Below are 12,960 nucleotides of genomic sequence, written 5' to 3' on the forward strand. Positions count from 1 at the left end.
GTTTATGCGTTTTCAGAATCAAGGATTTTGTACAATTTATCAGACAGACGAACTCTGAAAGGAAGTTCGAAAGTAATCTGATCTCCTGCTTTTGCTGCGTCGCTGAAAGCTCCGTTCACAAAAATCTGAGAGATGGTTATTTCCTGATCTCCCGTTGTAGGACCAGAAATTAATACTTTATCTCCTACTGCAAGTTCATTGTTTTCAATTAAAAACTGAGCAATTTTAGATTTTGAATAATAATGTTCCGCCTTTCCGATCAAAGTCTTTTTTACTTTTATTTTCTGACGGATATCTTTTGTTTCAGCTTTTGCCAATGGTGCATCCGGCAAATTTCCTGACTTTTTAAATTTCAAAGCTTCAGATTTTCCTTTTCTGAATACTTTATTTCCTACCTGAAGACCCTTTCTTTTAGCAACCTGCTCTTCCCATGGCAAATGAATGGTTTCCTGACATTCTGTCGAACAGCAGTTTTCCATCGCCGCTTTACATTCATCACACTGGATAAACAATAAATGACACGCATCGTTCGCACAGTTCGTATGATTGTCACACGGTTTTCCGCATTGGTGACACTGCGCAATAATGTCGTCGGTAATTCTTTCGCCTAATCTATGATCGAATACAAAGTTTTTACCAATAAACTTACTTTCTATGCCTTCTTCTTTTATCTGACGGGTGTACTCAATAATTCCGCCTTCCAGCTGAAATACATTTTTGAAACCCTGATGTTTGAAATAAGCACTCGCCTTTTCGCAACGGATTCCTCCGGTACAGTACATCAAAAGGTTTTTATCTTCCTTGAAATCCTGTAACTGCTCGTTAATAATCGGCAGACTTTCTCTGAAGTTTTCCACATCGGGAGTAATTGCTCCTTCAAAATGCCCTACTTCACTTTCGTAGTGATTTCTGAAATCTACGACAATCGTGTTCGGATCTTCAAGCAAACTGTTAAATTCTTTTGCTCTTAAATGAACACCTTTATTGGTAACATCAAAAGTCTCATCGTTCAGACCATCGGCTACGATTTTGTTTCTGACTTTGATGGTTAATTTTAAAAATGAATGATTGTCCTGCTCCACTGCTACATTCAGACGGATCCCTTTCATGAAATCATACACTTCGAGAGTGTCGCGAAATGCCTCAAAATTATCCGCAGGAACGCTCATCTGTGCATTAATTCCTTCATGCGCTACGTAAATACGACCAAGCGCATCGAGTGCATTCCAGGCTATAAATAAATCGTCGCGAAATTTTTTGGGATCTTCAATTTTGGCATACGCATAGAAAGATAGGGTAAGGCGCTCTTTTCCGGCCTCATCAATTAGTCGAGCTCTTTCTTCTGCGCTTAAGGTGTTGTACAGTTGCATGCTATAAACGTTTTAAGTGAGAAAATTTTTGCAAAGATAATTATTTTAAGATAATTCCAAAATATAAAATTTATCAGGTATACATTAAGATTGGTACTCTTTTGGCTTCCGTATTGTCAGCATGATTTAGCTTGTGACATTTCAAACATCGATATGCCATAATGTCATTAAGTTTTTTTTAAGGATCGTTAATTGAGATTTTAAAATTTATGGGATAATGCATAAATTATTGCAATTGCTGTTAAATTTTAGTTAAAAATGAAACATTACATACCAATTGCATACGTATTTAGCATTAAATTTGTTTACAGTAAAATGAAAAAGTTAACATCAATAAATAACAAAGAAAGATATACAATGAAGAGTACTTTAAAAAAACTATTACCATTTGCAGTAGTGGGAGTTATTTCCGGTGCTACTACCGTTGGAGGATTACAATATTTTAATCACGATTCCAACAGTGCAGATCAATCATATTTTACAAAATCTTCCAATGTTTCCTTTGCGGGAATGAATTCTGCTGCAGTAGGAGATGATTTTGTAAAGGCTGCCAAAACGACAGTTCCGGCAGTGGTAACCATTAAAAACTATCAGTCCAGAAGTACAAGCAGAGCTTCTGAACAGGATATGTTCGATTTCTTCTTCGGAGATCCTTTCGGAGGAAGAGGACAGCAGAGACAAAAGCAGCAGGTTCCCGATAATATGCCTTCAGGAATGGGATCGGGAGTAATTATTTCGCCAGACGGATATATCATTTCGAATAACCACGTTGTAGCAGGAGCGAATAAACTGGAAGTTGTTTTAAGCAATAAAAAATCTTATATCGCCACTTTAGTAGGAACAGACCCGAACACCGATATTTCCCTTCTTAAAATTGAAGAAAAAGGATTGCCTTATTTAAATTTTGCAAACTCTGATAATATTGAAGTAGGACAATGGGTACTTGCCGTAGGAAATCCTTTGGGATTAAATTCTACCGTTACAGCAGGAATTGTTTCTGCAAAAGGGAGAGGAATCGGAATTTTAAGTTCACAGGGAAAAGCTGCCAATCCGATTGAAAGTTTTATCCAGACCGATGCGGCAATTAATCCGGGGAATTCAGGAGGAGCTTTGGTCAATACAAACGGAGATTTAATTGGTATCAACTCCGCGATTCAGTCTACCACAGGTTATTACCAAGGGTACGGATTTGCAGTTCCTGCAAACTTAGCGAGAAAAATTGTTGAAGACATCAAAAAATTCGGTATCGTACAGAGAGGATTCTTAGGGGTAACTTCTTTAGATCTTTCAGACGATCAGCTTGTTGCAGCATACAATAAAGATAAAAAGACCAATTATAAATCCGGTTCAGGGGTTCTGGTAACAGGATTCGGAGAAAGCAGCGGCGCAGAAGATGCCGGATTAAAAGTAGGCGATATCATTACCCAGATTGATACAACGCCAATTACAGATTTTGCTGATCTTTCCATTGCGATCGGAAGCAAACGTCCCGGAGATAAAGTGACGGTAACTTATCAGAGAAACGGAAAACCTTCCACAACAACGGTTACTTTAAGAGATCAGAAAGGGGGAACTTCTACAAGAACAAAAGCAGATCTTAGTGTAACGGAAAAAATCGGAGCCGATTTCCAGAGTATTGATGATAAAACAAAAGCGTATTATGGGCTGAACAGCGGAGTAATCGCCAAAAATGTAATTGAAGGCGGTGAAATGGCAAAAGCAGGAATCGTAGACGGATACATCATCACAGAGATCAACGGAAAACCTGTAAACTCACAGAAAGACGTAGAAAACATTCTAAATAAGTTCACGGGAACTGCCCAGATCAAATACATGGACGACTACGGAAGAGGGTATCAGAGAGGATTTAAAATGCCTTAATTTATAGAGCTAAACTTCACTTCATATCAAAAACTCGGCTGTCTCAAATGAGACAGCCGAGTTTTTTTAATCTTCAGAAACATATTGTTTATTGAAATAGACATATGGACAATAAATCGGCAGACCAACCTTACTGAAAGCTTCCTGCACCCCTGCAACAGCTTTTCCGGGAACCAGGAAAGAATGTTTCACCCCCGAAGCAAACTTTCCGGAAAGCGGGAAACCTTCCTGCACCCTAGTAAGAAACTTTCCGGAAATTGATATAAAAACAAAAAACGCTGCAACCTGCAACGTTTTTATAATTATGATTTATTCATTTTTTCAGCGATTCTTCTTTTCTTCTTTCGTTCATAGATGACTTCTACTATTTTACCTCCGATCCACGAAAACGGAAAGAAAGTAAGAAAAATAGAGATTTTATAGAAGGTAGGATGATAAGGGAAAACAATAACATCCAGCATGGCTATAAAAAGCATAATAAAGCCGATAAGAATAGCATAAGCCACCTTAGCATATTTTACGATAATGGCAGTTGCCACCCCTCCCACTGTAGTTCCCAGTCCGGAAATAAACAGCAGAAAGCCGAAAAACGCACCGTCGTTCTGCTTGCTCTGAAGAAATCTCTGCCAATGCTCAAACGGAGCAAAAGCGTCGAAATTTACCCATTGCGGAAATGCTCTTATCCCAAGAGTAATAATGAGTCCTGCAATTCCAAGACCTACGATAACCGCAATTGTATTTCTTATAAAGTTCATTAATCCTGATGTGCAATCATAGAAATTTCAATATCCACATTTTTCGGCAGGCAGGAAACCTGTACCGTTTCGCGCGCAGGGAAACTTTCAGCATCCAGATAGGAAGCATAAATATCATTCATTACAGCAAAATCATCCATACTTTTAAGGAAAATGGTAGCTTTTACAACATTTTTAAAAGTCATTCCTGCTTCTTTAAGAATAGCGTCCAGATTCTTCATCACCTGGTGCGTTTCCTTTTCAATTCCTTCTACCAGCTTTCCGGTTGCAGGATCTACAGGGATCTGTCCGGAAATATACAATATTCCGTTTGCCATATTGGCTTGTGAATAGGGTCCAATAGCAGCAGGAGCATTAACAGTGTTGATTACTTTTTTCATGAAAATTTATTTTGGATGCAAATATAAAATTTATATTCTATTTCTAGAATCAAATATTAGAAAGGTGCATTAGGCTGTGTAAAACTTCTGTCTTTATATTTCAGCGCATCGCTTAAGATATTGGCTTTGATGCCGATAAAGAAGTCATATACTTTATACTGCCCGAAAGGAACCCAGTTGAAATTAATAGTAAAACTTCGCTGATCTCTTGCAAAACCAATTCGGGTATATGCCAGTTTCTGCGTTACCATATCATAGTGCGTACTCCCATTGATGTTCCAGTACGGGGTAAGTTTAATACTCCCGTCGAGCCCTACAGAAGCAAGCTTGGTCGGGGTTCTGGATGCCGAACTTTTCGTGTAGGCATAGTTTGCATTTACGTTTAATGTCCATGCCTGATTGAAATGCGCATAATTATCATCATCAAAATAATAATTTTCATTTCTAACCTCACCTTTCGTTTTATACTTTTTGGCATAGTCTGTTTTCTCACCAAAAATTTCGCTGCTTAAAGGATAAGACATCTGAACATTGAATCCCTGAACACTGAAGTAGCCGAACTGCTCTGTTCTGATTCCCGCATCCTGCCCCGGAAGGAAGATAATTTTATACGGATCTAAAGATAAACTCGTATTAAGGCTTAGCTTATTATTAAAGAAAGAAGACTGCCCCGTAATCGTAATAATAGAAAAAGGGTGATCTTTTGCTGCAAAATTATAATTTCCGGAAAGGTTAAGAGATTCAAAAATCTTTATTTTCTTCACGCCTGTAGAATCACTTTTCGATTTTACTTTCATTTCCAGATTGTTTCCGATGTTAAAGCCTAAAGCTCCCACCAATCCTGTGGTCGGGCTTCCGATAATTCCGCCTTCGAAAATAGAATACGGCGTTAAAGCTCCGTTCGCGTCGTAATAATTTTTAAAATATCCATAGCCGGAACCTCCGAAATCCGGAGAATAGGTAAACCCGATACTCGGTGTCATCATGTGTCTGATGGCTTCAATCGCAGAACCTTTCTTAAAGTTTGCCTGCCCGTATAAAGTCGTCTGAATACTTGCTGTGGTAGAAAATGTAGAATATCCGGAAATTCCTTTATTGGTTTCCGTGATTACTTTATTCTGAAGCGGATCGTAGAATTTATTGATGGTTTTTGTAGTTAACGCATTATCAATATTCGCCCCTAAACTGAATGTGAAATATTTCGCAACAGTTGTATTGGTTCCTAAAGCAATGTTATTTTTAACTCCTGTCTGTAATTTATCCCACATTGCTGCTTTAAACAGTTCCCCTTCATTGGTCTGAACAAAATTAGATAAATTCACCCCAGTATTTACGGTTAAATTCTCAAGCAGACCAGCACGTACTCCCGTTTTTGACTTAAATAAGTAAAACTGATTAATTGCCACGTTCATCTGCGGCAGACGCAGATCTGATAAACCGGTTGCAAAATTCTGAGAATACGAAGCTGTTCCCGTAATGGTAACCGGAAGTTTTAAAAATCTCTTTGTAATGGTAACCGTAGAGTTCTGTTGGGTGTTTAAAACATTCTGATTTAAGATATAATTGTTGTTCAGTGTATTGTTATAAAACTTTGTACTTACAATATCTACCGATGCCGAAAACGTGAGGAAAGGATTGGCTTTCGAATCCTGCGTATGTCTCCACGCAATTCTGTATGTTCCTGTTTTACTGTAATTATCCAGACCTTTGATTCCGCGAACCATGGTTCCGATGTCCGCAGAAAAATTTCCGGAATAGCGGTATTTCTTTATATAATTCATCTCCGGCCGCAAATTCCAGCTTCCTTTCGTATAAATATCCGAAAGAATTTTCAGATCGAAATGCTCTCCTATCGGCTGATAATAGCCCAGACTATTCAGGAAAAATCCTACATCCTGTCTTTCCCCGAAACTCGGGATCAGAATACCTGCAGATCTTTTGCTTGAAAAAGGAAGAATCGCAAAAGGCATGATAAGCGGAGTGGGAACCTGCTCTATATACATCTGAATCGGTCCCGAAACAATGGAAGATTTGTTTTTTGTTTTTACAAGTTTCAGATATCTTGCTCTTAAAAAATAATCTGCCGCTGTATCTTTTTTCTTGATGTAATAATCGTCGGTTGTGTAATCTGCGCGGCTCATCGCGAAGATACTGTCGTTGTACTTTTTGGTTTTGTTTGCCGTAATTACCCCTTCACTTTCTTCGGTTCTTGCATTATAGGCAATTGCCTGTCTTGTTAAGGTGTTATACTGAAATTCTGTGGTTTCATATTTTTTCCCGGCCTGCGTTGTAATAACAGGCTCGATAATTTTACCCAGAGAATCCTGTTTCCCACGTGCATACATGAGATGTTTCTGCTCATCGATGGAAATATAGTCTGCATCAATCTGCATATCCTGGTATTTCACCTGGGCATTTTTGTTCAGATACACCATTTTTTTCTGGAAATCTCTTCTCTGATAATCCGCTTTTGTCTGCAGCACAGATTCCAGAGGCTCCTTTTTCAGAACAATGGTATCTTTTTTGGAAATAGTATCATTAACCGCATTTTCAGGCAATTTTTCAGGCTTTTGCTGTGCTAAAAAATTGTTAAAAATTAGGATAATTAAAATTTGTAATATATTTTTGGAGACGGTTTTGACCAATTTTTTGTTATATTTATATGTAAACAATTAAGGCTCAAAATTAATATAAATTTTAAAACTGTAAGATGCACAAAGTAAATTTTAAAATAATTTTATCATTTCTCTTCATCCTGTTTACCAACTTTATTTTTTCGCAAAAGAAATTTACCATTGTTTTGGACGCCGGACACGGGGGAAGTGATTACGGAGCTAACAGAACCTACACCGATATCGGAAGGATCTCCGAAAAGGATGTAACGCTTGCTATTACCCTTAAAGTTGGGGCAATGCTGGAAAAAAATAAAGATTTTAAAGTAATCTATACAAGAAAGATCGACGAATATCCTTCGTTATCCGACAGAACCAATCTTGCGAACAGAAGCAAAGCAGATCTTTTTGTTTCCATACACTGTAATTCTTCCAAAAGACCAACCGCGTACGGAACAGAAACTTATGTACAGGGACCGGATCAGAACGACACCAATCTTGAAGTGGCAAAAAGAGAAAATGATGTGATTTTCCTTGATGAAAAAGATAAGCAGACCTTTGGTTCTTATGATGCAAGCTCACCGGAGTCTTTAATCGCCCTGAAGCTTCAGCAAAGCAAATATCTGGAATCCAGCCTTCTTCTTGGCGGACTGGTAGAAAATAATTTTGTGAATAAAGACAAAAGAAGTTCCCGCGGGGTGTTCCAGAAAAACCTGCACGTTCTCCGTATGAATGCGATGCCTTCTGTATTAATTGAAACCGGATTTATCAATCATCCCGAAGAAAGCCATTATCTGGCATCAGAAAAAGGACAGGAGGAAATTTCGGAAAGTATTTATCAGGCTATTATTGATTATAAAAAAGCAATCGACAGGAAATCAGGTGTTTCGGCAGTGGTGAAAAAACCTGAACCGGATAAACTGGCGGAAGTAGCACTGAAAAACGATTTCAGAATCCTATTGCTTAGCTCTCCTGAAAAATACAACGATGGAGATCCTGCTTTAAAAGGGTTAAATTATATCCTGCCTATCAAAGAGAACGGACAGTACAAATATTATTACGGGGTTACCAACCTTGCTTCTGTAAGAGATATCAACATTAAAACGGCAAAAGATGCAGGGTTTAAAAATGCATATGCAGTTGGATTTATGCCGAACCAAAAACTGAGCACAGGGTATTATACGATTGAAGTATACGTTGGTGAAAAACTCAATGGAAATTCTTTCATTCTTCAGACGCTGAAAGATGTGGAAAGAAACAAAGAAAGCGGAGTTTTCTATTATACATACGGAAAAGTGTATTCTCTGGAGGATGCAGTGAAATTACAGAAAGATCTTGAGGCTAAAGGAATTAAGAATACCGTAATTCAAAAAGTTTTCAAATAATAAAAAATAATTTTGAAGTTAAAAAGTTAATTATTACTTTTGCAACCTCAAAATTTGGCCTATTCGTCTAGTGGTTAGGACTCAAGGTTTTCATCCTTGCAACAGGAGTTCGATTCTCCTATAGGCTACCAAATTTATATCATGCCGGATTTAAAAATACAAGAAGCAAAATTGCTTTTTAAGAAAATCCACTCTAACCCAAAAAGTTACGATTTAAAAATCAATGAAGGCGGGATAACAGGCAGTGATGATAAAATAAGTTTCAGACTTGACAGGACTGGAGAAAGGGTCACTTTTGAAGTAACGATTGACGGACTTACCTTCACCAATACCACTGGAGAATGGAACAATGCGATAGTAATGCTCAGCAACACTATCAAAAAAATAGAAAGAGAAGAAGAGAATATTAAAATAGAACAGGCAATAGATAAACTCAGAAAATATTTATCCGAAGAAAATTAAAAATTTTTGAAAATAAATTTGGAGGATAAAAAAAAAGTTTTTACTTTTGCACTCACATTTGAACGATATGGCAAATCATAAATCAGCATTAAAAAGAATCAGACAAAACGAAGTAAGAAAACTTCGTAACAGATACTACCACAAGACTGCTAGAACAGCAATGAAAGTGTTAAGAAATGAAGAAGATAAGGCTGCTGCTGCAGAGCAATTGCCAAAGGTTATCTCTTTGTTGGATAAGTTAGCTAAGAAAAACATTATCCACAAAAACAAAGCAGCTAACTTAAAAAGCAAATTAACTAAGCACGTTAATAAACTAGCTTAATAAGTATAGTTGGCCCGTTCGTCTATCGGTTAGGACCTCAGATTTTCATTCTGGTAAGAGGGGTTCGATTCCCCTACGGGCTACAAAACTTAATTACTACTCTAACCTAGTAATTGATAAGAGTTGAAACTTATAAAAACAAAAAACTAACCCTGCGATTATTCGTAGAAATTAGATGGCCCGTTCGTCTATCGGTTAGGACCTCAGATTTTCATTCTGGTAAGAGGGGTTCGATTCCCCTACGGGCTACAAAAGAGATTCATTATTGGATCTCTTTTTTTGTTTATTAATATACTATTTAATTCACCTCATCCTTCATTACGGTATTCTAAAATCTGAAAAAACAAAAACCTTCACTATACAATGAAGGTTTTTAAGAATAATGAATATCTTAAATCTAAATTCCGAAATTTACGAAAATACTGAATCGGGATTTGGCTTCAATATCTCCTCCGGCAAGATTTGTGTAAGCAGGAAGCATTACTTCACTTCCTAAACTGATTTTTTTGTAAGAGGCTTCAAAACCCAGCTTTCCGTATAAAGCGCTTCCGGCTGTTTTAGGCATTACTTCTCCAAACTGTCTGTTCCAGTCGTAGACTTCGCCCTGCATTCCGAATTTTCCGGATAAAATACTGTTTTCGTTTTTCCAGAGTCTGTAAAATCCTGTCGCTGCATAATTCCACTGGTTTCCGAAACGGTAATGTTTTTTGTTTTCTGTTTTTAAAGTATAATCGGTGTTCAGCAATACCGCCAGTTTATCTTTCTGAAATTTATAATTCAGAACCATCTGATAATCCCAGCTTCCGGTTCCGAGCTGAAAACTCGGATTTACTCCGGTGATTCCTTTTTCATCAAACTTTCCGATCGGAATTTTAACACCGAAACCTCCGTTAAGCTGATGGGAAGAATCTTTGGAATCAATGATCTGGTAAATTCCCATCACATTTGCATCCCCGATTCCTTCAATGTTGATATCTCCCTGTAACGTTTTCTTGGTGTGAAACTGAAACGGAATACTTGCATATACACTTACATTTTTAGCAACCGGAATTTTTCCCCAAAGCTGAAGCGTATTGAAATACTGATCCTGCGTAAGATTATTGACGAATAAATTTTCTTTCGCTCTGTAATGCTGTGCAAAATATTTAACGCCGATAAACTGAGGATTTAGTAAAGATTCAAAACCGGAAGAACCGTTTCCTGCGGCACAGCCACACGCATCACAATCATCAAGTATAATTGGAATAAATTCTTTTGGAATAAATAAACTGTCGTGGATTTCTTTTGCCTGACTAAAAAAACATCCGGTTAAACCCAATGTTAAAAATATCTTCTTCATGATTTATTATTCTGCAAATTTTGGATTCGTTATAAAATTTTTATCGCTTAACGTTTTCAGAAATGCGATGATGTTCTGTTTTTCAGAAGTGGTCATAGGAATTCCGATGTGTCCGTTTTGTTTCAGCAACGGATCGAGGTTGGGTTGATTTTCTACATTTTCAGAATAAAAATTCATGACTGCTTCTAAACTGTAAAATCTTCCGTCGTGCATGTACGGAGCGGTATATTCTACATTTCTGAGACTCGGAACCCGAAATTTCATATTATCATTCCAGTTCAGTGTTACACGATATCTTCCTCTGTCGTCAAACTGCGGATTATAATACATTCCTGTATTTCGGTAACTTTCGTCGGTAAATAAGTCTCCCGAATGACAAGCCGCACATTTATTCTGAAACAGAGCCATTCCCTGATTTTCTTCAGCAGTGAAAACCGCGTTTCCTTTTTTCATTTGGTCGTACTTTGAATCGGCGGAAATCATGGTTGTCATAAACTGGGAAATTGCTTTGAGAATTCTTTCTCCGGTAATATTTTCGTCCCCGAATGCTGCTTTAAACATTTTCTTGTAATTCGGATCGGCATTTAATTTTCCTACCGCTTCAGGAAGAGAACTGTCCATCTCAAAATCTGTGGTGATCGGAACCAAAGATCTTTCGTCCAGATTATGACTTACTCCGTCCCATGTATAATTTTTCAGAAATGCCATATTCTGTATTGGCGGTGCATTTCGGATGCCTAATCTGTCATCAATTCCATGACTTACGGCATGACCGTGGTGGGTAAAAGCATATTCCTGAATATGGCAGAATCCGCATGAGATGGTATTATTTCTGGATAATTTCCCTTCATAAAAGAGTTTTTTCCCAAGTGCTACTCCATTCACCGTGACCGGATTTCCTGTAATATCGAAAGTGATTTCCGGAAATCCGGATGGTTTGTCAAGACGATAGGCTTCATCTTTTGGCAAAGGTTCAATCACCTCATCGCCTGTGCAGGAATTTAATGCAAAAGCCAGAAAAAACAGGAAAATCCAAAGAGAGCCGGATTGCCCTCTTTTGGATTGCTGGAAACAATTAATCATTGTGAACGTGGTCTACTTTAAACATTTTTGAAACATTGTTCGTCACATTCACCAGATGCTGGTTCGATCCCATTGCCATCTCATTGGAACTGTCCAATGTTAAAGCAGTTTGTCCGCTTAAATATTGATTAAGATCTGCCAGAATATGAACGGAAGGGGTTATTTCTTTTGATACTCTTGCTGTTGAAGGAAAATCAAGGGTAATTTCACGGTAAAGATCGGGTGTATTGTTTGCTGAAGTATTTCCCATATTTCCACAGTGGTTCATGAATTCTGTAGTAGCTGAAGAGGTTCCGTATTTACCTTCCAATTTTGTGAAGATGTATCCTGCAGCCCAAGACCAAGCCATTCCCGCGGTTTTTGCTTTCTGCCAGAAAATTCCCTGTCCGCTTTGTCCCAAAAGATAAGCGGACTGACTGATGCCTAAACCGATTCTTACTTTTTTGTAGTTATTTTTAGGAATTTCTTTCAGGTTGATGTAATTAATTCCTGCAACGGCTTCTGCCTGATCTATGATAAAGGCTCCGTTGTCAGGATCGTTGTAATGGTATTTGAATTCTCCTCCGTTTTCATCGATTAAAGTGATGTTGCTGATGACATATTTCAGGGTTGAAAACTGGTGTTTTTGTCCGTTGACGGAAGTTTGTGTGGTCTGGTTCAGCACAATGTCTCCCAAATTATTGAATCCGTTTTCGAATTTTAGCTGAAGGTTTCCGGGAGTGGAATCTGCTGCCTCATCGTCGTCGTTGGTTCTGCATGATGAAATGGTAAATAAAGTAAAGGCAATAAAGAATAATGATAAAAATTTATAGATTTTCATTGTTGATTTTTTAGTGATAAAATATATTGATATGCCCCATCGCGATAGGGATGGAAGCGGTTATCCTTTTTTTGGATTCTGACGAATGGAAGAATCTAAAAAAAGATAGTAGCGGACAGCCCGACCCGTGCAGCGGGAAAAGCCAGGGAAAGGGGATCGCCCAAAATGATAAAATGATGCACTAAAAAACCGGTGGTCTGAAAATAGGTTTTAAAAACAGAAAGGAATACGCGGTTTTGTACAGAAAATGAGCGTTTGAAAAGAATGCGCTTTCTGTTGTATGGATTTTGGTGATTTCAGGAAGAAGGTATATATCAAGAAGTTTCTGTCCTGAATTTTTTGTTTTGTTTAAAGGGGAAGAATCGGTGTCATTGGTTTTTGCAATTTCTTTACTCAGGTAACATTTTCCGTTACAGTGAATTTCGGGATTGCTTTTGTTGATGCACAATACTTCGGAGATGTAATCATAATTTACAGCATATTCCACCAATGGCACCAGAGGTCTGAATACCACAAATAAGGTGAGAAATATGCTGCAAATTAAGTTCATT

13 protein-coding genes and 3 tRNA genes are annotated in these 12,960 nt (G+C 37.8%); 7 read left to right on the forward strand and 9 right to left on the reverse strand.

Annotation, left to right across the window (positions count from 1 at the left end; all coding sequences use genetic code 11):
• Window positions 1–2 precede the first annotated feature (2 nt).
• Entirely contained in the window at window positions 3–1,370 is a 1,368-nt protein-coding gene (gene trhO, locus WFH39_RS05685) for an oxygen-dependent tRNA uridine(34) hydroxylase TrhO (RefSeq protein WP_336689123.1), read from the reverse strand.
• A gap of 357 nt (window positions 1,371–1,727) precedes the next feature.
• Here trhO and WFH39_RS05690 point away from each other — a divergent pair, with 357 nt between their 5' ends.
• Window positions 1,728–3,251: a trypsin-like peptidase domain-containing protein gene (locus WFH39_RS05690; protein ID WP_214591173.1), complete on the forward strand. Its 1,524-nt coding sequence runs from the start codon at window positions 1,728–1,730 to the stop codon at window positions 3,249–3,251.
• Between the two features lie 66 nt (window positions 3,252–3,317).
• Here WFH39_RS05690 and WFH39_RS05695 read toward each other — a convergent pair whose 3' ends face one another.
• The 4 genes from WFH39_RS05695 to WFH39_RS05710 form a co-directional block, all read right to left on the reverse strand.
• Window positions 3,318–3,485: a hypothetical protein gene (locus WFH39_RS05695; protein WP_336689124.1), complete on the reverse strand. Its 168-nt coding sequence runs from the start codon at window positions 3,483–3,485 to the stop codon at window positions 3,318–3,320.
• A gap of 68 nt (window positions 3,486–3,553) precedes the next feature.
• Complete coding sequence (locus WFH39_RS05700) at window positions 3,554–4,006, reverse strand: hypothetical protein (protein ID WP_108409502.1); 453 nt, start codon at window positions 4,004–4,006, stop codon at window positions 3,554–3,556.
• The gene (locus WFH39_RS05705; protein WP_214588314.1) at window positions 4,006–4,386 is read right to left on the reverse strand and encodes a RidA family protein; all 381 of its coding nucleotides are present in this window, start codon (window positions 4,384–4,386) and stop codon (window positions 4,006–4,008) included. The genes WFH39_RS05700 and WFH39_RS05705 overlap by 1 nt, the downstream gene beginning before the upstream one ends.
• Before the next feature lie 56 nt (window positions 4,387–4,442).
• Complete coding sequence (locus WFH39_RS05710; protein ID WP_336689125.1) at window positions 4,443–7,031, reverse strand: putative LPS assembly protein LptD; 2,589 nt, start codon at window positions 7,029–7,031, stop codon at window positions 4,443–4,445.
• 65 nt (window positions 7,032–7,096) lie between these two features.
• Between WFH39_RS05710 and WFH39_RS05715 the strand changes: the two genes are divergently transcribed.
• The 6 genes from WFH39_RS05715 to WFH39_RS05740 all read left to right on the forward strand — a co-directional run bounded on the left by WFH39_RS05715 (window position 7,097) and on the right by WFH39_RS05740 (window position 9,416).
• On the forward strand, window positions 7,097–8,383 hold the full coding sequence (locus WFH39_RS05715; protein ID WP_336689126.1) for an N-acetylmuramoyl-L-alanine amidase family protein: 1,287 nt from the start codon (window positions 7,097–7,099) through the stop codon (window positions 8,381–8,383).
• Window positions 8,384–8,439: 56 nt separating this feature from the next.
• Window positions 8,440–8,514, forward strand: a tRNA-Glu gene (locus WFH39_RS05720).
• A 10-nt stretch (window positions 8,515–8,524) separates the two neighbouring features.
• On the forward strand, window positions 8,525–8,845 hold the full coding sequence (locus WFH39_RS05725; protein ID WP_214588311.1) for a hypothetical protein: 321 nt from the start codon (window positions 8,525–8,527) through the stop codon (window positions 8,843–8,845).
• 67 nt (window positions 8,846–8,912) lie between these two features.
• A complete protein-coding gene (rpsT, locus tag WFH39_RS05730) occupies window positions 8,913–9,167 on the forward strand; it encodes a 30S ribosomal protein S20 (RefSeq protein WP_076391798.1) in 255 nt (84 codons plus the stop codon).
• A gap of 11 nt (window positions 9,168–9,178) precedes the next feature.
• Window positions 9,179–9,250 (forward strand) — tRNA-Glu (locus tag WFH39_RS05735).
• A 94-nt stretch (window positions 9,251–9,344) separates the two neighbouring features.
• Window positions 9,345–9,416: transfer RNA gene (locus WFH39_RS05740), tRNA-Glu, on the forward strand.
• A gap of 148 nt (window positions 9,417–9,564) precedes the next feature.
• Here the strand turns inward: WFH39_RS05740 and WFH39_RS05745 are convergent.
• The 4 genes from WFH39_RS05745 to WFH39_RS05760 all read right to left on the reverse strand — a co-directional run bounded on the left by WFH39_RS05745 (window position 9,565) and on the right by WFH39_RS05760 (window position 12,959).
• Window positions 9,565–10,506: a transporter gene (locus WFH39_RS05745; protein WP_336689127.1), complete on the reverse strand. Its 942-nt coding sequence runs from the start codon at window positions 10,504–10,506 to the stop codon at window positions 9,565–9,567.
• A gap of 6 nt (window positions 10,507–10,512) precedes the next feature.
• Window positions 10,513–11,589 carry a cytochrome-c peroxidase gene (locus WFH39_RS05750; protein WP_336689128.1) on the reverse strand — a complete coding sequence of 359 codons (1,077 nt, stop codon included), beginning with the start codon at window positions 11,587–11,589 and terminating at the stop codon, window positions 10,513–10,515.
• Entirely contained in the window at window positions 11,582–12,409 is an 828-nt protein-coding gene (locus tag WFH39_RS05755) for an MbnP family protein (protein ID WP_336689129.1), read from the reverse strand. Before WFH39_RS05755 ends, WFH39_RS05750 begins: the two co-directional genes overlap by 8 nt.
• Before the next feature lie 181 nt (window positions 12,410–12,590).
• Window positions 12,591–12,959 (reverse strand): hypothetical protein, encoded by a 369-nt coding sequence (locus tag WFH39_RS05760; protein ID WP_336689130.1) that lies wholly within the window; start codon window positions 12,957–12,959, stop codon window positions 12,591–12,593.
• Between the last annotated feature and the right edge of the window lies 1 nt (window position 12,960).

Source organism: Chryseobacterium sp. MMO-72, assembly GCF_037146035.1.
GTDB lineage: Bacteria > Bacteroidota > Bacteroidia > Flavobacteriales > Weeksellaceae > Chryseobacterium > Chryseobacterium indicum.

Excerpts from the sequence above, each read along its gene's own strand:
- trhO (WP_336689123.1), bottom strand. The coding sequence starts at position 1,370 with ATGCAACTGTACAACACCTTAAGCGCAGAAGAAAGAGCTCGACTAATT.
- WFH39_RS05690 (WP_214591173.1), top strand. The coding sequence starts at position 1,728 with ATGAAGAGTACTTTAAAAAAACTATTACCATTTGCAGTAGTGGGAGTT.
- WFH39_RS05700 (WP_108409502.1), bottom strand. The coding sequence starts at position 4,006 with ATGAACTTTATAAGAAATACAATTGCGGTTATCGTAGGTCTTGGAATT.
- WFH39_RS05705 (WP_214588314.1), bottom strand. The coding sequence starts at position 4,386 with ATGAAAAAAGTAATCAACACTGTTAATGCTCCTGCTGCTATTGGACCC.
- WFH39_RS05715 (WP_336689126.1), top strand. The coding sequence starts at position 7,097 with ATGCACAAAGTAAATTTTAAAATAATTTTATCATTTCTCTTCATCCTG.
- WFH39_RS05725 (WP_214588311.1), top strand. The coding sequence starts at position 8,525 with ATGCCGGATTTAAAAATACAAGAAGCAAAATTGCTTTTTAAGAAAATC.
- rpsT (WP_076391798.1), top strand. The coding sequence starts at position 8,913 with ATGGCAAATCATAAATCAGCATTAAAAAGAATCAGACAAAACGAAGTA.
- WFH39_RS05745 (WP_336689127.1), bottom strand. The coding sequence starts at position 10,506 with ATGAAGAAGATATTTTTAACATTGGGTTTAACCGGATGTTTTTTTAGT.
- WFH39_RS05750 (WP_336689128.1), bottom strand. The coding sequence starts at position 11,589 with ATGATTAATTGTTTCCAGCAATCCAAAAGAGGGCAATCCGGCTCTCTT.
- WFH39_RS05755 (WP_336689129.1), bottom strand. The coding sequence starts at position 12,409 with ATGAAAATCTATAAATTTTTATCATTATTCTTTATTGCCTTTACTTTA.
- WFH39_RS05760 (WP_336689130.1), bottom strand. The coding sequence starts at position 12,959 with ATGAACTTAATTTGCAGCATATTTCTCACCTTATTTGTGGTATTCAGA.